Source organism: Verrucomicrobiia bacterium (assembly GCA_035495615.1).
Taxonomy (GTDB): domain Bacteria; phylum Omnitrophota; class Omnitrophia; order Omnitrophales; family Aquincolibacteriaceae; genus DATJFP01.
In genome coordinates this window covers 1-21,303 of the sequence record DATJFP010000006.1, presented here as the reverse complement: position 1 = coordinate 21,303, position 21,303 = coordinate 1, and the positions used below count along the sequence as shown (strand labels likewise).

General features: G+C 60.3%; 1 protein-coding gene. It reads right to left on the bottom strand.

Annotated elements, in window-relative coordinates:
* Positions 1-116 precede the first annotated feature (116 nt).
* Positions 117-21,263, bottom strand: coding sequence for a hypothetical protein (locus tag VL688_00610; GenBank protein ID HTL46545.1), 21,147 nt, complete (start codon positions 21,261-21,263; stop codon positions 117-119).
* Positions 21,264-21,303: the final 40 nt, after the last annotated feature.

Genomic DNA, 21,303 nt, shown 5'->3' with positions numbered 1-21,303 from the left:
CGGCAGCGAGGGCATGCCTCTGGAGATGGTTACGCCGCCTGCCCCAGCGCCCATTGCGCTGGGACTGTCCGGCAGAACCTTGATGGTTCTGTCCGGGATGCGCCGCCTGGCTTCGCTTATGCCGCCTGCGCGAAGTGCTGTTGGATTTCGGCATCGAGGACTAGAAGGCCGGCGATCATGTCGGCGGTGACGCGTTCGTCCTGGAAGGTGTACTTGCCTTCGCCGTCCAGGATGGTGCGGAGAAGGGTGCTCAGCGTGCCTTCGGAGATTTCCGCGGCGCTCTTTAATAATAGGAAGGCCTTTCCGAAAAGATTACGGTCTCCGCTGTCCAGCGAATAGCGCACGGTCTTGGCGGTGCCCATGGCTTCTTCGTATTGCGCCTGGCTGGGCAGGCTCTCGGGATAAATGTAGACCACACGGCCTTTGATGGCGTCCGTAGAACCGGTCCGGCGGTCCGTGCCGCCCTGATCGTAGAGGGTGCGGTCCGCGGTCTTCAAAACGTCTTCCGCGCGGGCCAGAGTTTTTGGGACACGCACCTGCAACCTTTTTTCCCGCCCGTTCACGTCCATGCCGAGATTGTCGTGCACTTCGTCTTCCAAAAGTTTGGCCCGGGCCTCGACCTCGCGCACGCGCTCCGCGTCCAGGCCGTCGAAACCTTCCGCCGGCGTCCAGACGACAAGGATGTTCAAGGCAGGCAGCGATTCCAGAATGCTGAGCATGAGGTCCAAGGACGGCAGCTCGTGCACCACGAACACCACGTCGGACGCCTGGCTGGAAAATCCAAGGCCGCGATTGCGGAGGCTTTCGGTCATGCGCTGCATGGCGCGGATGATCCGCGGGTCGCGCCAGGCCGGCAGCTGGGCGGACAAAACTTCCTGGGCGAACGCTTCGGTTTCGACCGCTCCCGCGAGGCGGGCCAGCACGTCCAGGGCTTCGTTGCCGCGCGCGGCCACAAGGTCGCGAAGTTCCGCGCGGAAAATCGAAGACGGGACGCGTTCCTGGAGCAGATAAGCCACGGCGCGTTCCAGCACCTGGTCCAACGTCGCGGACGCGGCCGGCCGCGGGGCTTGGGGCTCGGCGCCGCGCAATTCGGTGCGCGTCACGGCATAATGGAAAAAGGTTTCGTTTGCGCCTCTGACCCCGAGAATCGCGTCACGGTCTGCCGCCTTCAGCCCTTTCAGGGCCGCCAGCGCGCTGAAGAAACGGGCATATTGAGAGGCGTCCTTCTTAAGCGCGATTTGGACGGCCAGCGAGACCAGCCCTTGGAAATTCTGCGGCAGAAGCGATACGAATTCTGAAAAAAGCGCGTGATACTGGCTCGAATCCGGCCCATAGGCGGTGAAGACTTCGGCCGACATGAGGAGCAGGAAGTCTTCGAGGCTGCGGATGATCTCTTCCAGCTTCGGCCTGTCTTTCGGAGGAATCGGCATCGGCGAACGCGGGCTCAGAAGGAGCCGCGAGTTGTCCAGGATCCGGTGAATCGCGGCAAAAGCCTTGACCGCGACGCGCGGGTCGCTGCTCCGGGCGCTTTCGAGGAAAAAATCCTTGATCGGCGCATATTGATCTCCGCCGTCGGTGAAGATCATCCGGGTCTGGGACTCGATGAGTGACATGATCAAAATATGCGTGTGGGCCCTTGAAATCATCAGTTTCCGGAACTCCTCCGCCTCCGAAGGTTTTTTTAGCGCCTCGTTCAGCCCTTTGACAAGCGTTTGCATGATCTGGTTGTAAAGGCCCGCATTTTGCGGGGTGAACTGAAGACGTCCCATGCGCTGAAGCGTCATGACCCACTGGAAGGCCTCAAAAACTTCTTTCGCGGATTTCAATGATTGAAGCGAAGCTTGAATCAGACCCGCGCTGGCAAACCGCTGCTGGACTTCCGGCGGCGCGCCGAGCGTCATGAGAATCGCCGCCATGCGGTTCGCATAGGATTCCTGGAGGAAAGGCTGCAGGGCTTGCGGCCCTTCGGCGAGCGCTTTTTTGAAAAGCGGTTCGAGTCCGGGAAGAGTCGTGAGCTGATTGACGTCCACGGTCGCATTCCCGTAGTAGGCCAGAGGAATGGAGGTATCCAGTTTATCGAGCCACTCCTGGAAGGCGGCTTCTCTTCCCGCGGTTTTCTCCGCGTTCTTGGCGACGGTCATGTGAAAATCCGCTTTGGCCTGCAGCAGGAGCCTTTCCTGGCTGGAAAGCGATGGGTCCCGGCCCGCCTGCAGGAGCACGCTGACTTCGTAGAGAATGGCTTCGATGGTTTTATTCGCATCATCCGGAAAGGCCTTGGCGAGCTCGCCCTGGGCTTTCTGGATCGCCTCGAAATCGTAATCGCGGCGCTGGACCTCCGTACGCAGCGTGATCAGTGCGAAATGTTTTCTGGGGAGCGAGTTGCTCAAGGAAACGTAAAACCGCAGGTCGGCAACCGCCTTCGAACGGTCCGCGTCGTTCGCGGCGGACAGCAGGGCCTGCACGAGTGAAAGGATCTGGGCTTTTTCTTCTCCCGAAAGGCTCCAATATTTTACTCCCGCCCGCGCGTAAAACTTAAAGGCCTCGCTGTAAGCTTCGTAGGTCTGCGGCCGCGGCGCTTTGGAAATATCCGTGAGCGGCACGGGCCTATGGGACGAAGGCACATATTTGTCCGCCCTCAGGTCGAGATAAGTGTCCAGCGCTTCCGGGCCGCCGTAGGTATCGCGAAGGGCCGGCAGCAACTGCTGTTTGAGGAGCTCCACGTTTTCCTTCGAGCTGGCAAAGCCGTCCCGGGTGGCGTCCGCGTCGGGATTGACGCCCGTCGCCGCCGCAAGCACCATCCTTTTGAGAACCACCTCGAATTCCGCAGCAATGGCATTCGTTCTTTTCGCATTCGGAGTCTGGTAGATGAAGAGTTCGCGCACGTGCGCATTCAGGAAAAGGCGCGCAAGCCCGAGCGCTTCGTCGAGGACCTTGAGCTGGTCGAGCGTGAGATTGCCTTGGCCGCGCGTCGTGGCCTGTTCGCGCAGCACCGCATAGACCTGCTGCAGCGGCACAGCCAAATGCTTGATCATGGGCTGGCGTACGTTTTGGGCAATATAGGCGGCGGTATCGAGCTCATCGAATTTCGAACCCAGGACTGTGGCCTTGACGTCCTCAATGCGCGGGTTCAAAAAGAGCAGCGTGGCCAGAACTTGGGTCGTCAGGGCTTTTTCGGATCTCAATTTGCCCATGAGTTCGAAAGTCCCGAGCGTTTCTTCCACGAACCGCCTCTCGGCGTCTTCGCGGTACGGAATGAATCCCGCCGGAAAATGCCCGACCTTGGCAATGGCGTGCGTCGTGGGGTCCATCTGTACGGCGTCTATTTGATAATGCGGCGGCACTTCGCCCGGCGCAAGCCCTTCGCGCCATTCGGCGTCGACGTCAAAGCCCCAATTGCCGTCCGGCTCGGCCATGAGCAGCACGATCTGGCCCAGCCTGCGGAAGGAGCGTTCGAGAAGCCTTTGCCTCTCCAGTTCTTCCCACGCGGCTTGGATGCGCTGATACAGGCCGGAACCTTCGGTCAGGGACTCTTCCCGCAGCTGAGGATGGCGGTTCCAGCGTTCCGGCTCGAGCTGAAGAAGCGCGGCCACGTCGTCGAATTCGGGACGTTTTTTCTCGGCTTTTTCCAAGTCCTCAGAAGCCGTCCGCACGATGGCCTGGAGGTCCCACTGAAGGCTGGAGACCGGCGCCGCACCAGCATGCGCTTCTGCAATTCTCTGGAACCGGCTCTTGCCTTTGGCATCGGTTCCGAGCATCTCCTTGATTTCCGCTTCTACGTCCGTCTGCGTCGGGAACAGCACGCCCAGGACGCGCAGCACGCGCTCCACTTTTTGGGGATCGGGCGTTTCGCCGGCGTCCCATCTTTTGCGGAATTCTTTTTCCAGGGCGGCGGGAAGCAGTTTTTTCGGGTCGGGAAACGCGACATAGTTCAAATGCAGCAGGTAATAATATTTTTCCGTCTCGAGACCGTACTTCTCCAGCACCTTTTCGAGCATGACGGGAACAAGCGCCTCGGCAATCGGCCTTTTTCCCGCGGCCGCGGACTCATTGATGAAACGGGATTGGACCAAAGCAAAGGCCTGCGCGGCCACGCCTCCCTTGTCGCTTGCGGCGGCTTCCGTGATGATTTTCCGCAGCGTGGGATACTCGAGGACCGTCTTGCCGGCATGGCTGCCGAGAAGCGTAGCCCACGTCTGGGCGGACGTCATGCGGGATCCCAAAAGCCGCAGGAAAGCGTCGCGGTGCTGGGTCCCGCCCGCCGGCTCTTCGGCCGCCAGGAGATTTTCCAGACGATCCAGCAGAGGCCCGAGAGCATAGTAAGACGCAGGAAGCGCGAACGTCTTCGTCGGCCAGGCGGCCGCCATCCATTCGGCATAACGATAAATTTCATCGACGCTGTCCGCGCGCTCGGCGAGGAAAGCGATTGCGGTCTTGTAGCCTTCCAGCGCGGCATTTTCGAAATTCGAGGTTTTGCCGCGCAGGTCCCGGCTGAGTATTTCGAAAATGGCCCAGCGCGCGGCTTCCGGATATTGCTTCCACGCGTCGGTAAGCGAAGCAAGCCCTTCCAGGATCGCCTGCTTCTGGGACGCGTCTTTGAAAAGCGGCTGGAGCCGCTGAAGGCGGTACTCCACGGTTCGTCCGAGATCGGTCTTCTGGATCGCGGCGGTGATGTCCCGCCATTTTTGCCGTTCTTCGACGCTTCCCGCGTAACGCGAAACGTCCGGATGCGTAAGCTGCTCTTTGGCTTCGCTGAGCAGGACGGCCGCGTCCTCGCGCTTGTTTGCGTGATAGGACCGGTACATGACCGACAGACCGCTTTTCCAGGTGATCGTGCCCATGTCTTCCGGCAGGTCCCGCAGCGCCTGCTCGACCATTTGAAAATTCTGCAGGAAGACCAGCGGCGAAATATCGAGGGGCACCGGTTCCGAGGCCGGTTTGCTGTGGCTTTTGAACATGGCCAGCAGGCTGTCCGCTTCTTTGATCTGCTCGACCGTGTAATCGCCCTGATAGATTTCGCGCGCGAGTGCCGCGTAAGCATAAAAGTTGCGCGCGATCCTTTTGTTCTGCGGGATGGAGGACACCATTTCCCGGCCCAGGCCGTCTTCGCGGCCGTCATGCATCGGGATGTAACGATAAAGGCTTTGGAGATGCCGCAGGCGTTCCGCGTCCGTTTTAGAGCTTACGAGCCGCTTGACGATCAGGTCGAGGATCTGCTTTTCTTCCGCCTGGAGATTCCAATGCGGCGTCTTGCGCCGGTTGGCGTTCCAGTAGCCGAATTGCCGGCTGCCTTCGTAATCAACCGGCGCCGCCGTGCGCAATTCGGCCTTGGCCGTATCGCGCAGCACCTGCACCGGAAGTTCGTGCCGGTCTTCATCCACGATTTTTCCGGCTTCGTCGAATGAGCGGTAGCGTTTTTCCGCGGCGTCGTAAAAGAAGCCTCCGGGATCGGCCGGCAAAAGACCGTGCAGCGGCGCGGAGGCATTATCGCTTTGTGCGCGCAAAAGGTCCCGAAGGCGCGCTTCTTCCGGTTCCAAAACGCCGCGGTCAAGAGCGTCCATCTCCGCGCCTTCGGTAAGAGGGACCATGTAACGCTCGAGAAGCTGGTCGGTGATGGCCGGGCCGGCGGTATCCGTCTGCCCTTTTTGGTATAGGAGCCGGCTGTAGAGGCGGGCCTGGAGCATGGCCGAGTAAGCCCGTTCCAGCCCTTCCATCCGGCGGTTGAATTTTTTCACCGCCGCGAGGTCCGCGGTGGAAATCTTCTCCCACATATCCATGAGATGCAGCTGCAGTTTTTTGCCGATCTCCCCATTCAATTCGTGGCGGGCAAACGTGATGTTGGTCTTGAGCGGCGCCGGCACCTTGGTGACGTCCACGGCCTGTTCGCTGCGCGGCCCGAAAAAGCCCACTTTGAATTCCGTATTGTCCCAGGCCACCGGCTCGACGAGACCGTGCTGGTTCTGCAGCCTCGAGCTCAGGAAAATCAGGGAATCGAGTTCCTCTTCATGCACCGAGGCCGCATCGCTTTCAAAGGCAAAATCCTTCAGCCCCATGTTATACGTGCCCATCTGCTTGATCCTGCCGTCGGGCCCGACATAAACCACGGGAATAAGAATCGTGGTCGCGGCGGAGCCGTCGCCGACTTTCATGCGCACGGCGTAATTGAACTTCATGTCGGCTTCCGGGAGGACCTGGATGGCGGTTGCCAGCTGTCCGGCCATGAGCTGGACATGGTCAAGGCGCCTTTCCCAGCGGAGGCGCTCGTATTGGAGTTCGAACTGCCGGACAAAATCGCTGTCCGCGGAATTCAGGTCCGCGTTTTCCGTGGGGGGATAGCCGTCGATCGCGTCGCGGTTATCGCGAAGCTTCTGGAGGACTTCGCTGAAATCGGGGAAACGGTTGTTTTCCTTTTCGAAAAGCCGGACTACGCTGCGCACCATCATGAAAAGGTCCTGCTGCACGGCTTGAGCGTTCAAATCGAAATCCGCGCTCTTCTTTTTCGGCGCCTTTTCTCCGGCCGGCGCTTGACGGGCCGCGTCTTCCACGATGCGCTGGAAAATCGAACGGCCGCTAGAATCAAGGTCCAGGGCCTTGGCGATTTCGGCGGCAACGTCGGACGTGCGATTGCCGTGCTCGGCGATCAGGGCCCGCATCCAGCGGTCGGCTTTCTTATAATCGGGAACGGCGCCCGAGGCCGCGGCTTTGCGGAATTCTTCCGCGAGCGTATCGCGGAAAAGGTTCCAAGTCACGTTGTCCGCGTAATTGATGGCGATGACGCCGGCAATGCTGTCGATGTCCGTGCCGTGTGCCTTGACCATCTCCTGGACGATTTCCCGCACGTAAACCCGAAGCTTCGTCTTTTTCTTGTTATCCTGGGCCTGCGACAAAAGAAAGGCGATGAGCGACAGGGTCCGGTCGAGCAGGATATTGTCCTTGGACTTGAGATTTTCGAAGATCAGCTTGCGGAGGTTGCCGAGCCGCACCACCTGGTCTTCCCTGCCCATGAAAAGCGCTCCCCAGACAATGCGCGCCCACACACTGTCGCGCAGGATCGTGTTGAACTTCGCGGCCTGCTCCGGGTCGGCCAGAAGAGCATCCAGGCGTTCGACGACGGGCATGGCCGCGTGCCGCACCGGGTCGCTGATCCGGAGGAAAAACAGATGCGCGCCCCAGATCAGGATTTCGTCGGGCGTATTCATGGTGGAAGCCACCGCCGCGAAAACGGGCTGCGCGCGCGTGAAAAAATCGGTGCCGCCGCTGTCTTTGAATCCTTCCATGGCCGCCAGGATCATGTAACGATGGTCCTGGGACTGCTCCGCGAAATCTTTCAAGGTCCGGGTCATCGCGTCCCGTTCGTCGGACGCGAGTTTGCGGCCGCCTTCGTCGAGGTTCTTGTTCTGAACCAGCTGGCTCACCAGCCTGAAAATCTGTTTACGGTCCGGGCTCTGTTCTTCGGGCCTGGCCGGAGGCGGATTGGCTTTCTCTACCAGGAAATGTTCGCGTGCCAGGGAAAGAAAATAGCTGATCTTTTTATTCCGGATTTCGGGAAAGATTATTTTGCCGTCCTGCATGGAGGGAGCGAGAAGCGACGTCATTTCATAGGTCATCATGTGGCCCAGGATGATTTTTTCCGTTTCCGTGAGCCCGCCCTGATCCAGCGCTTCCTGAATGACTTGAAGTCCCGTCAAAATACCCGCCAGGCCCGGCTGCCCGCCTTCGCGCGCCTGCAGGATGCCTCCGATGAAAGGACGCGCGGCCGACAGCTGCTCCGCGCTGTAATCTCCCCGCATCGGAACGCTTCTCCATGCGGTGGCGAGCCACGTCCTCTTGCTTTCCACGTTTTCGCCGAGATAAACATAATTGCTGAGCGCCTTGGCCCTGCGTGCCCGGACTCCCGCGTCCCCCGCCGCGTAGACCGCCGCCACGCCGTCTTCGATGTTCTTTTTCTCGCCCGGTGTCAGATGGTAAAGCGTCTGGTCGGCCGAGCGGTTGAGCGCGGTCACGGCATAAGCGGGCCCCACGAAAGCCGCGTCCACCACGTTCATGCGCAGCTCCGGTTTGGCGGAAGGCCCAGGGGCCGGGACTGCCATGGAATCGCGCACGATCTTGTCGAGAGCGGCCTTGTGATAATCCGGCTGCGTTTCGAGCGCAAAAGTGCGGGCGTCGTCGTCCACATATTTATCCTGCGCGGGATCGAAATAGGCATGCATCGACGCGGGATAGAATTGATAATAACTTCCAAGCTGCGTGCCGAACTGGGCATCCAGGCGGTTCTGCAGGTCGCGCAGGTCCTGCTGCATGCGGCCGATCTTCTGGCGGATCGCGGCCGCGGGCTTGGCCGTGCCGGCATCGGCCAGAGGAAGCAGGATTTCCTGGACGAGGCCGTTCAGATTTACCAGGTTGCTCCGGATGAGATCTTCGATCGCGGTCTGTCCCCCGGCCGTGGGCGTTTGCTGCATCTGGCGGGACTGCGGCAGCTCCAGCGCCAGGCTCAGTTCGCGCGAAAGGCGCATCACGTCCGCGGCCTGACGGACGAGGTCCAGGCGCTCGTTCACTTCTTCCAGTTGAGCCGCGTTTCCTTCGCCGTTGTTGACCGTGCGCAGGAACGGCAGCACGTTCTGGGCAATTTCAAGGGCCAGCCCATAATGATCCTGGGTTCCCGGCGGCAAAGCGGCATAAACTTTTTCCAGCGCGGCCTCATGCGCGGGCATGGTGCTCTGCCAAAGCTTGCGGTTGTCTTCACGGTTGAATTTTTCCACCATTTCACGCAGGCTGAAAAGCAGCGTCGGCGTTTGGATTTCCGGCAGCATGTTCGCCATGCCCTCGCCTTCGTGCCTGTCGCTGCCGAGCGGCAGGACGTAAAAGACCGCGGTCTTCCCGAAATCGACGCCGTCTTTGGAAATGCCGGGCGTCTTGTAAAGGCGCGCGATGTTGGTGAGCAGCGCTTCGGTTTCCCGGCGGTATTTCTGTTTGGCTTCTTCCTGGCCTAGGAATGAAAACGCGGTGTAGCCGATGGGCGTGAAATACAGGCTGTGAACGCCGCCCGGCGTGCGCCCGGCCGCGTCCGCCTTGAGCGTGTAAGTTTTGGCCGCATCGCCCGACGGATCCTTGAGCCTCATCAGATAATCGGAAGTCACGCCGGCCCCATGGCCGATGAGACGCATCACGGCCTGCGCCGTGCTGCTGTACGCGCCCTGAAGGCGGTTCAGGTATTGGTGGCGGAGGAACTGAAGATAAAACTGTTCCCGAAGCAGGCTGTCCGGTGCGACCTGGAGATCCGCGAGATCCGGATGAAAGGAGTACGAACGCGGCTCGATGAGCTGCGGGAGCACGTCCTCGAACCGCGCGGGAAAATGAGAACGCATTTTTTCGTAATGGCTCACCGCGCGCCCCACGATCGCAAAAAGGTCTTTCTGCATCTGCGGGTCTTCCAGCCTTTTTCTTTCCGCCAGGCGGATTTCTTCATACCGCCCGCGCCATGCCGCGGCCGTGCCGGGCGCCGTCTCCTTCAGAATCCTCTCAAAAATATTTTCTCCCTGAGAAACGCCCAGGAAGCGGTCGCTTGTCTGTCCGTTGGCCGCCGCGACGGAGACCATGGTGCGGACGAATCTGCCGTAATCGGAATTCACGGGGTCGGACGTTTCCAGTCCTTTGCGGAAGACATCCGCGGCCGCGTCCCGGATCCAGTCTTCGAAGTCTGGAAAATTCCTGACCAGCTGCGCGTAAAAATCGGACAGAAGCGGCTGGTAGATTTCCGCCCTGAATCCATACTCGCGCACCAGGGACATGAACACGTCGCGCGCGAAAGCGTCCATGGCCTGGCGCATGGTGACGACAAAGGCCGGCACGGAACCTCCGGCGGCCCTTTCCATGGAGGCGATGCGCTCCCGGTAATTGATGATGATATTGAATGCCGCGATGACGAGCGCGGGTTCGCCGCTTGTCGCAAGCCGGCGCACCGCGGCCGTGAAATGCGGGTACGCGCTGATCGGTGTATTGAGGGCGAAATTCAGCGGGCCGATCATCTGCAGGTCCACCCAGTTGTTCCCGCGGATAAGTTCTTCGAATTCGCGCACGCCCTCTTCGGTAGCGAGCATGCCGTCGAGCCCTTTCAGCACGGGCGTGGGATTGTAAGACAGCCCTCTTCCGCTCAGCTCGTCGATGGTGCGTACAAGGCGGAGGATTTCGCTTACCTTCTTCATGCTCGTGAGCGCCTCGGCAAAAACAGGCTCTCCCGGGCGTGCCGCCGTGCCCGGAGCGGCCAACCCGGGCGGCCAAATGGCTTTGGAAAGCTCCGCGACGGCCGCGAAGCGGGATTCCTCGTCGGATTCCAGGATCGTTTTCAAGGCGGTCGTCATTTTGCGCTGACGCAGCGCCTCGGTGACCACCGGCTTCACGCGCGCGACCGTCGAGGCCTTGGCCTTCACCGCGTCGGCGTTGTAAAGCGCAAACCATGCCGCTTTGGTATTGCTGTCCAGCCCTTTCTCCACCAGGCCGGCAAGAGTGATCCCGATGTTTTGGGGGGCCATCTTATCCGTGCCCGTGGCGTAAAAAAAACTGTCGAGCATCCGGATATAATAGACCGTTTCAAAAATACCGGTCGCGGGATCGGACATGGCTTCCGCGATGTTTTGCAAGTTGCCCATTTTGAAGGTGATCGTGAGATCGTCGTTTTCGGCTTCGCCGGCAGATGCCCGCTTTGCCGCTTCAGCGAGCTGCTTGTCGCCGACCTTGGTGCGCAGCCTGTCCATGCGTCCGATGGCGCTGTGGATGCGCGCCGCGGGGAAATTTCCGGACACCATCCGGTAATGAACCAATGAAGACAACCGTATGAGCCGGTTCACGGTGTTCGAATCGAGCACGTAAGATTGGATGTCTCCCCATGCCGCGTCCTGGCGATCGTCCGGGGCCGACGCAAAATCCTCGATCCTTTCCGTGAGTTCCAGCTCTTCCGCGCCCGTGAGATTCCACAAGCGGCTTGCTTCCTGCGCCTGGATCAGGTCCATCAGACTCTTTTTAGGAACCGCCGCGGCCGGCGTGCCCAGCAGCGATTCTTTGGGAAGGCCCGAGATGCGCGAGAGATCGTCGATCGCCGCGTTGAAATCCGGCTCTCCGACCACTTTGGCTTTTTGCAGGGACTGGAACACCGCGGCATACACGCGCGCCGTCTGCGGGATGTTTGCCGCAAGCGCGGGCACGGCCTTCGCGCGCTCGAGCATGACGCGCCAGCCGGATTGGAACAGCGCCCTCCGCTCGTCGAGCGGCACCTGTTCGACCTTGGTTCTCAGTTCCGCGTGCGGGGCGGTTTCGGCCGCTTCTTCCGCACCGCGCGGTTCGATTTTCTTTTCCGCCGCGCGGTCGTAACGCGTTTGTCCGCCGTTGTCCGTCAGCAGCACGGTCTTGGGATCCATCCTCGAGTTATAAGCCATGATGTAAATCCAGTCGTTCAGCTCGGCGGCGCGCTCCGGGCCGGCTTGCTGCGAAGCCAGGTCGGCCGTGAAAAGGGATTCCGCGAGATCGGCCAGGTCCTTGAGCCTTTGCTCGAGCACGATACGCTCCGGATAGCGGTTCAAAAGCGTATTCAGGCTGAGCATGTAGCCGTAACGGGCGCTGTCCGATCCGAACTTTTTCATTCTGGCAGCTTCCATTTGCGCGAGGAATTTCTGGGCATCGATCCTGTCGGCGAGGTTCTGGGGATTCGCGGTGGTGTATTTCAGGAAATCGCCGGCCACGGCAAAAGCCTGATAGGCGACAAGGGCGTCGTCGCTCGCAGCGAGCTCCAGGAGCGTGTCGCGGATATTCGAAAAACGCTTGTCGTCCGGATCGAAAAATTGCCAGCGGATGAGCCGCGCAAAAACCGAGTCCCAGACGCCGGGCATCCAGCTGCGCCGGGTGAGCGATGCGGCAAAGGCGCGGCGCTGTTCCACGGCGTCGTCACGATCCGCGGCGAGAAGGCTGTCCAGTTTCTGCACGAGCACCGGCGTGGCCTGAGCGAGCAATTCGTCTTTCCACATCGCGGCGAGATCCGCGATCTCTCCCACGCTGTTCACGCCGGCCAGAACTTTTCCCAGGACATCCTTGTACCGCTGCGGCACTTGCGGGTTGGCCGAAGTCACCGGGGACATGGTGTTGATCTGAAAAGTTCCGGCGCCCGGATTCCCGCCCGCAGCCGCCGCTTCCGCCAAGGTGCTCAACGCGGCAACGGCGTCGCGGCGCACGCCCGGTTCCGTAAGCCTCGCGCGCCAGGGATTCTGTCCGATCCTTTCTTCCTTCTCGTCCGCGATCCAGTCGACCACCATGTTGAAGATCTGATTGAATTCCGCGCGTTCATGGCCGGGATTCAGAATGGGCGCCTTCGGGCTGTGCCTGTCCAGCGTGGAATTCTTCAGCCACTGTCCCCACAGATCTTTCAAAGTCTGTCCGGGCTGCGTGAAAAGCCGGTCGAGTTCGTCGTAGGTCATTTGCGAAAGATAAAGGAAGACGGTCCGGTCATGCTCGCTGACGGATGGATCCGTGCTGGCGATGGCCTGCTCGAGCGCCTGGAGCTTCACGAACATCTCCGGCTTGTATTCAGACGGCCCCAGGACATCTTTCATTACCGCATTCTCGACCTTCGTTTTGTACGCGTCCCCTTTCCGCGCGGTGTCGGCCGTCGCTTCCGCCTCCATGAGGTAAACCTGAAGCTGGAGGCCGCGCGGCACGGTGTTGCGCGAAAGAACGAAACGCTTCAGGTCCGCGGCGTAAGCGGCACGCTCGGCGTCGTCCTTGGCCGCACGCAGGGCTCTGATGTAGTCGCGTAAAATGCTTCTCTCCTCGTCGGACATCTGCCAGACCTGGATCTTTTCGAAACTGTTGGCCATGTCGATGGCGAATTGGTTGGCCGTCACGGGATAATAGCGGTCTCCCGGGATGGAAGAGACGGGCACGGCCTTCATGGTCTGGAGCATGTCGCCGTAAAAACGTCCGAGATCGCGCCCGCCGAAAGCCGCGGGGGCTGGCACGTAGCGCTGCTGCGAGGCCGAATAGACTTGATCCACGCCCGGCATGTGGATGGCGCCTTTGGCGCCGGCGACTTGCGGTAAAAGCACGCCCGTCACATTGGCCAGCGCAAAACGTCCAAACTCCTGGTCATTGTCCACGACAAGCTTGTGCACGTCCTGGGTCAGGGCGTTGAACGTGAATTCCATTCCCTTGTCGTACGAGATCCCGGACGTCCCGCTGTTCAAGATTCGGAGGTTGGCGTCCGTCAGGATGCGCGTGTATTTGAAAATGTCGCCTGCGAGCGCGAGCCTGGTCGTCGCGGCTTCGAGCGCAGACCTGTCCGCCGGAATTTGATCCGCCGCGGCTTTGAGGAAACGGTAAGCGCTCAGCAGTTCCGTCGTCATGACGTCGCGGCGGGGGATGGGATTGTCGGCTGATTTCAGGAACCGGGTCTGGAGCAGCGCTTCCAGATCGAAACTCGACGCGTATTCTTCCGGTGCGCTTGGCGCATTCCCCTTCGGATAAACGATCGTATTGTTTTCAAAGTACCGCATGTCCGGACCGAGGAAGTGCAGGCGCACGGCCGCATTGTCGTTCAGCGGAATGGCGGCATTGACGAGAAGATCCGGATTTTTGGCGAGATTGTAAGCATGCGCGATCTGGCCGAGCGCCCGTTCCACGTAAACCGCCTGCGGATCGCCTTCGAAGTCCAGCGGGCCGGGTCCCCGCGGGAAAAACTGGATTGCGTCGATCTTGCCGTTTTCGATGATCACTGCGTCCGCGGTGACCGAATACGATTCGCCGGAAGGCGTTTTGAATTCCAGAGGATAGTCGAACCGGATGTCCCGCTTGGGATAAGTCAGGCGCATGGCCAGCTGGCCCAGGGCGCGGTAAGAAGTTTCCACGGCATGCCGGTATTTGTGCCGCTCGTATTGGGCTTCGAGACGGCCGCGCAGCGGGCCGGCCGCGGAAAAATCCGCGTCCTTGAAGACCGGATGAAATCCGCTGATCTCCGGGCGCTTCAGCGTTTCCAAAACCGTCTCAAAAAGAGGAAACTGCGCCATGAAATGCGCGCCGTTTGTTTTTTCGATTTCCCGGATCGCGGCGCCGGTCAAGGCATAGAAATCTTTCTGCAGGGCCGGCGAATCGAGGTCATAGTCGCGCCTGAAACGGTTCCGCGAGATCTCTTCTTCCCTTTCTTTCACGATGCGTCCGAAACGCGTCTCGCCTGCCGCGTCTGTCTTGAGAATGATGTCGGCCTGATTGATTCTGATGGTTTTACCGCCGGTTTCGGAAAAGATTTCGTTCTGCAATCCCAGCCACCGCACCAGCCGGTCGAGGTCCGCCGCGATCCGCCGGACGGCCGAGGCGTCCGTCTCCGCCGCGGCTGCCGCGCGGAATTCCTCTTCAAAGACATACGCCATGTAACCCAGGCTCCAATCGAGCTGGCTTGCGATAATTTCGAAGAAAAACGCCATGTCGTCGAATTTCCAGGCCCGGGTCTGGATCCATTTCTTCACAAGATCGCGCAGGACGGCCCTTTGGCCGTCGCGTGAAATGACGGTTTTATTTTTTTCTTTTTCATAAAGGTCGTTGAAATCAAAATAGAGGATGAGAAGATGCAGCGCCGCGAAGGCTGTGCGGGGATCCGTGCCGGCGGCATTTTCAATCAAAGCCTCTTTGATAGCGGCATACTCGGGACGCGACAGGTCGAGGGAAGCGTGGATCCAATGCGGCCACAGAATTTGATTCCAGATACTTTTTCCGGCCAGCGCGGCGCCGAATTCCGCTTTACCCTCCGGCGTCTTCAAGACCTCGTTAAGCTTGAGAAAAACCGGTTCGACGGCGTCATAGGAAAACCGGCTGCGGCTGGACAGCCATGCGCCAAGGCTCCATTGGGCGAAATCAAGGTATTCCTGCGGCGTTTTGAACTCCGCCATGACTTTCATGGCGGCTGCCGACAAAGCCGGCATTTCCGCGTCGGGCGCGAATGTCATTTTCGAAGCAAGCTCATCCAGGACGCGCAGCCGCAAGCCATGATTGGTGCGCAGGCCTTCATAGAGTGTTTGCAGGCGGGCATCCAGGGGGCCGCCGGTCCGGAGGTGAAGGACCAGGGGCTTGAAATCCTGAAGCTCCGCCGGAAGCTCGGGCAAATTTTTGAGGCGTTCCTCGATTCCTACGAAACCGTGCTTTTCAAGAAATTGCCCTCCCGCAATCCGCGACACGAGGGCCTCGAAGGGGAAATAGGCCGCGATCGTCTGAACGGCTCCCCCGGACATAAAAATTGCATTCAAGTCCCTTCCCGTCTGGGTGGCGGTATGAAGCAGGACGGAAGTACGGAAGAAATTCTGGCCCGCGGCGGTTTGCGCGTCGCGCTCTGAAGCGTCCAGCGATGTCAGCAGCCGCGTCAGAACCGTTCCGGGTGTTGCGGCGGGGGTCTGAGTTCTTGCATCCACGAGGATCTGGAACAAACGGTGAACATTGTTCGCCGGATATGTCTGCCGCAGCGTGGCCTCGATGAGAATCCGCTGCGCTTCATCCGCGCGGATGCCTCCGTTCCTGCCCGCCAAAAACTGCTTGAGGGTTTCTTCCGCGGCCGGGCTTTCCGCCGCCGTCGCGGCCAGTACTTTTTTGACAAGCCCTTCGAGTTTCGCTTTCTCGCCGGCCCCGAGCAAGGGACGCGGCATGTGGGCAAGATTCCAAAACGCGCGGGCCGCCGCGGCATCGTCGAGGGACGACGCCGTCGCCGCTTTCCCGGCCCTTAATTCGGGACGCCATTTATCCACTCCGAGCACCACCGTACGGTAAAACTGCTGCGGCGCCTGGATCGCGATTTTTTCCTTGTACTGGTTGCGGTGGGTTTTGGCCGAGGCATCGTAGACGTTGCTTTCCCGGCCCTGGTACGCATGCCCTTTCAGGTCAACCACGATCTGCGCCGTATGATCCGTGATTTTCTGCGCGCCGCTGCCGGTCGGTTTTTGCATGAACGCCGGAATGGCCGGCCCTGCGAACGCCTGCATGACCTGGATCATCTGCCGGTAGCGGGTGAGCGCCTCCTGCTGGATCTCTCCCGCAGGCCTTCCTTTCATCCGCTCCAGCACGGCTTCGGTCGCATGCTCGAAATTGGCGCGATACACTTTCAGGAATGTCACGCCTGCGGTGTAGTAACCGACGGGCTGTTCCCGGACCGGTTCCGCCGTGATTTTCTTGAGAAATTCACGGTAAGACGCCATCACCTGCTTGCCGCGCGCGTCCAGCAGGTCGGACGCCGTGAGCCGGTCAAGGAGACTGTCGAGGGTGAAGAAGCGGATGTCCTTGTTTTCCAGGCCGGGAAATTTCTGTGTTTCATAATCGTGCGTGTCGGGTTTCAAGGAATAGAATTCCGTTTTGACTTCTTTTTTCAGCCCCGCCTGCGAGAGCACGGCCAGGTGCCCGCCGATCCTCCGGCGGTATTCGCCTTCGTAATCGGGAATAAAAGAAATGTCGAGAGGCCCCGGCTCGAAGAAGATCAATTTCTGGATCTCGCCGCTGTCGGAAATCTCGGCCATGTCCGCGCGATGCATTTCTTCCGCGCCGGTCACGGGATTTTTGACCTTCAACAGGACATTGAAGCGGTAGCGCGCCGCGGGATTCGTGAGGCGCATCGCGAACTGCCCAAGCGCGCTGTTGAAAGAATGGATGCCGTGCATGAAATCGCGCTGCAGGTAGGCCTTTTCGACGGCCGTGTCCACGTTGGCTTTAGTCATGTCGGCGTCGGCGAATTCCGCCGGCAGGGTGAGCCATGCGGGGCGGGCCTTGACGATCTTTTTAACCAGATCGACGCTCGGAATTTCATACATTCTGTCGGCCGCTCCGAAAGACGCGGCGCCGGGCACCTCGCCCTGGGCGAACCGGTTGAAAAGCTGATCCATCGCGGCAAAGAGATCCTGCTGAAAAACCTCGTCTTGAAGTTCCTGGTCGGTCAGGACCTTTACGGGGCGCGGCGCCTTCGCGGCCTTCCAGCGCTGCTGGGCCTGTTCGTAAAGCGCCTTCATGCCGTCCCAGTCGTCGACGACCTGATCGATGATCGATTTCTTCTTGGGATGGTTTATCGAGATGATCACGTCGCTCTGGTCCATGCTGCCCGCGACCATGTAGGACAAGTCCCGGAGATGGCGCACGGCCGCGGGCCGTTCGCCTTCCTCTGTTTTGCCGTCCCTCAAGCGGTCGGCAAACGCCGCCGCCACGGCGGGAATGACCACCTTGAGAGGATCCTGAATCGGCATGCCCGCGATGAGCTTCATGCCGGAATGCCGGGACGCATCAAAGCCGAACTGATAATAACGGCGGGTAAATAGATCCTGGGTAAAAGCCTCGAGGTTTTTTACAAACTGCTCCATGGGCCCGCGCACCGAGTTATCGAGGCCGGGCACCTTCAGGGAGCGCGCCATGTCGCCCCAAATCCTTCCGATCAAATGGAAAGCCGCGCGCACCTCTCTCGGATCTTCGGATAAAGCGAGCCTTCGGACGGCATTGCGGAAATTTTCATACGCCGGATTTTTGTCGTCGTAAATCGGTTCGCTGACGACGCCCAGGATATAACCGAGCGCATCCGCCGCTCCCGCGCGCTCCGTGAGAAGCTGCGTCAATTCGCCCTGACCGTTTTCGTCCGCGAGCAAAGCGTTTAACTTTTTCACGGCCTGGGCCTGGTAGTTGAACATCGGGACCGGCACCGAAAGGTCTTTCATGACCAGCATCGCGTAATCGAGAACTTCCGAAATATGCGTCATGCGGCCGATCACGCCGACACTCAGGGCCTCGGCCTTTGTCTTCAGCACGCCCTGCGTTTTTTCGGGGCGGTTGAGTTCGCGCATCAGCGCCAGGCGGCCCGCGGCCGGATCGCCCGCCGCCTGTTCCACCTTGGTAATGAAGGCGTCTATTTCTTCCTGGGAACGCAATTCAGTCTTGGTCAATTCCTCGTCGAGAAGCGCTTCCACCTCGCTTTGCACGGCGGCGTCTTCCGGCGGAAGCGCGGGCTTTCTCAAGTATTCGAGGTCCGGATTCGTGATCTGGTCCAGCAGCGCGGCATTTCCCGGAGCAAGCGCCCACAGATGCGGCTCTTTGGCGGCCGCGTCTGTTTTCACGGATGATTTGGCAAGGTCCGCGTCATAGAGCAGCGCGGCGCGGACCTGGGCGTCTATCTCCGTGTCCTGGATGATCTGCGCTCGGGCCACGAGATGGGCCGCGGCTTCCCATGCCGGCGGCGGATTCGCGGGCTTGAGCTGCGACACCCGGGCCAGCGTTTTCGACACGGCGTCAAAATGGTAATTGCCGCGCGCCGCCATCTGCCGGAAAAGCGGCACGACGATCTCACGGCGCGCCGTGGCATTGCGCTGCGCCACGTAATAAGCGAGCGCGGCCGCGGCCTTGTCGAAATTGGCCTGCTCGCCGGATTGCCCGCTTGCGACGCGCTGCTGCGCGAAAAGCATTTTCTGGAGGAGCGAACGCAGGATGTCCAGCTCGAGCGCGTCGAACCCGCCGATCTTCGTGCCCGTGTAAAGGTTGGCCGTGGCCACGGCATGTTCGCCGGAATCCAGGGCGGCCTCTTCCGCCAGGAGCGGCGTTCCCGCAAGTTTTTTGGCAGCGATCCGTTCGCCCGCGAATTTCAAAAGGGTTTCGGGCGAGACAAAAGACATTTGCTCGAACGTCATCTTGTCCGCGACTTCAGGCGCGATCCCCAGGATGGAGGTCCTTTCCCTTTCCTGATGGTAGTCGGAATAATTGCGGCTGGTCAGGGTCTGCATCAGCTCCGTGTATTTGGCCGGAGCGGCCGGAAGCATGGCCAGGACCGGAACCGTGCCCTGAAGGGCCTCGGTCTGCGCCGAGCTCAGCGCGCCGAAGGCCGACCGGAAGTATTTGCCGTAATAACCGTCCATCAGGTCCAAAAGCTCATTGAGCTGCCTGCTCTCGAGCGCCTTGGGCCGGGTAAGCACCCCGCTTTCTATTAATAAGGCGACATCGGCGGCCAGGGACGCGAAGGCCGTCCCGAGAACGCCCATGCCGTTCTGGGCGGACTTGGCATCCAGGTTGTCGCGCAGCGGAACGGCCGCGGCCCGGGTCTTCAGGTCTTTGAAGGCGTCGAGGAGAATCGTTTTGAGACGGCCGAGAGATTCGTTCGTGCCGGGAATGCTTTGGATCAAGCTCTCCAGCGGCGCCATGGGCAGGCCGGGCCGAGGATCAAACGACAGGATCTGGAATTTGGCGTCCGCCGCGAGCGTGATGCCCGCGGGCAGGAGGTCCGGATGCTGTTTCAACCGCTCAAATTGCCAGGCGAGCCCCGCCGCGGTGTCGATGCGTTCGCGGTCCGGATTGTCTTCGAAGTCATAATGCGTGGGCGGTTTCTCGACGACGTAGGCGCCTTTGATCTCGCCGCCTTCCATGAGCAGCAGGTCGAAGTTCTGGTACTCCGTGGTTCCGTCGAGTCCCTTGATGGGAACGATCGCATTCGTCACAAAGCGCCTCGCGCCCATGCTGCTTTCGGCGTGATTGAGCATCATCGCGATTTCCGCGACGTTCGCGGCCGCGATCTTCAGGTTGTTTTGATACGCGCTGCGGGTGTCCGCGAGTTTCAACGCCAGATCCAACGGGCTTTTATTCGCCAGGCTTTGCCCCGCAAGCACCGGATGATGTTTCACCAGCTCTGCTTCCGCCTGCGGAAGAATCGTGGACGCGTCGCCCTGCCCGAGCAAAACGCCCCGCACGAGCCCGTACAAATCTTTTTGGATCCCCGGAAGGCGCAGCGTGTCGGCGCTGAAAGCCGGAAGCACGACGGCCTTGTCCGGATCCGCCGCCTTCGGCGCTTTCCACCGCCGCTGCGCCGCTTCGTAAAGCGGCTTCATCTGCGGTTCTTCGAGAATTTGCTCGAAGCGCGTCTTTTCGCCCGTCTTCCCCCCGCGGACAATGCCGAGCCGTTCGGTCAGGTCGGATCCCATGATGAAGGCGATGCCCGTCAGCAGCCGGTGCGCGGCCGTGAGATCGCCCGCTTCGAGGGTCCCCTCGCGGAGCTTTCTGCGCAAAAGAGATTCGGCCGCCGTGAGGACCGCGGCCCCGCCGTCCTGGAAGAAGGGCATGAAGACCTGCAGCGTCGCGTGATAAGCCATAACATTGAAGCCGTGCTTGCGGAAAAGCGCGTCCAGCATGCGCTGCATGAACGCCTTGAGGTCGTTCATGTTGTCGACCGAAACGGGATCGAGCCGCTGTCCCCTGCGCCGCATCTCCTCCAGCTTTTCCGGCGTCGTGAATTCAAGATAAGATTGATACGGCTCGAGCACAAACCGGAAGGCGCCCAGCACGGCTTCGGCGTCGTCCGAGCCCGCGATCTCGAGAAGCGTTTCGCGCAGGTTTTTGTATTTCGGATTGTCGCCGCGGTAGATGCGCAGCACCGGCGAGACCCTGAGGGCCGAAGCCATGATCTGCACGTCCGCGGCGCTGCCCGTCAATTCCTTCGCAAAAAAATCACGGGCCGGGCGGCCGGCAAGAAGCTCTTCCAGCCGGTCCAGCGCCGCGGGCATGTACGCTTCCAATTTGGCCGGCGGGTTCCAAAAATAAAGCGCGAACATCTCGCGCACTTCTTCGATGCCCATGCGCGGGAGAAGGCGCGCCACCACGCGGTCCGCTTCCGGGGAAGATCCGGCCGTGTTGATGCGCGCCAGGATCGCAAGGCGCGCGCCGGCGGGATTACCGGATTTTCCTTCGATCTGCGTAAGCGCGTTATCGATTTCGCCGTCACTTCTCATCTCCGCCTTGAACAAATCGTCGATCGAACCCGCGATCTGCTGCTCGACCTTATCGGGAAGGCCTTCCATCTGTTCAGCCAGAGGAGCATAACGCAGGCGGCGGTTATTCATCTGCGGGCCGGAAGCAGGTTCACCGCCGTTCATGATCTCCATGAACGCGCGGCGCGCGTCCGCGCCTTGGGCGCTCGAAGCGGCGCGCAAAAGGCCCATGTAGCGGTCCAGGATGCGCTTGTAAACCATACGGTCCTGCCCGTCCTGAATCGGGTCTTCCGAGGCTTCGGTCAGGGCCTGGAATTCAGTTGCGATGTCGGCCGGCGTCGTCGGCCCCACGGGCAAAATTTCTCCGGCCTTCATGGCCTTGAAGACTTGTTCGGGCTGGCCGCTGAAAACGAGGTCGACTTTGGCAAGTCCTTCCTGCGTGTAATTGGCCGAGACCATCTGCCCCATGTAAGCGGGCCACAGGAAATTCCTGCGGTTGACCGTGTTGCGGCTGTTGATGTAGGTCATCATCTTGCCGTACTCTTCTTCGGCCTTGGACTGCATGGCCGGA

Excerpts from the sequence above, each read along its gene's own strand:
- VL688_00610 (HTL46545.1), bottom strand. The coding sequence starts at position 21,263 with ATGATGACCTACATCAACAGCCGCAACACGGTCAACCGCAGGAATTTC.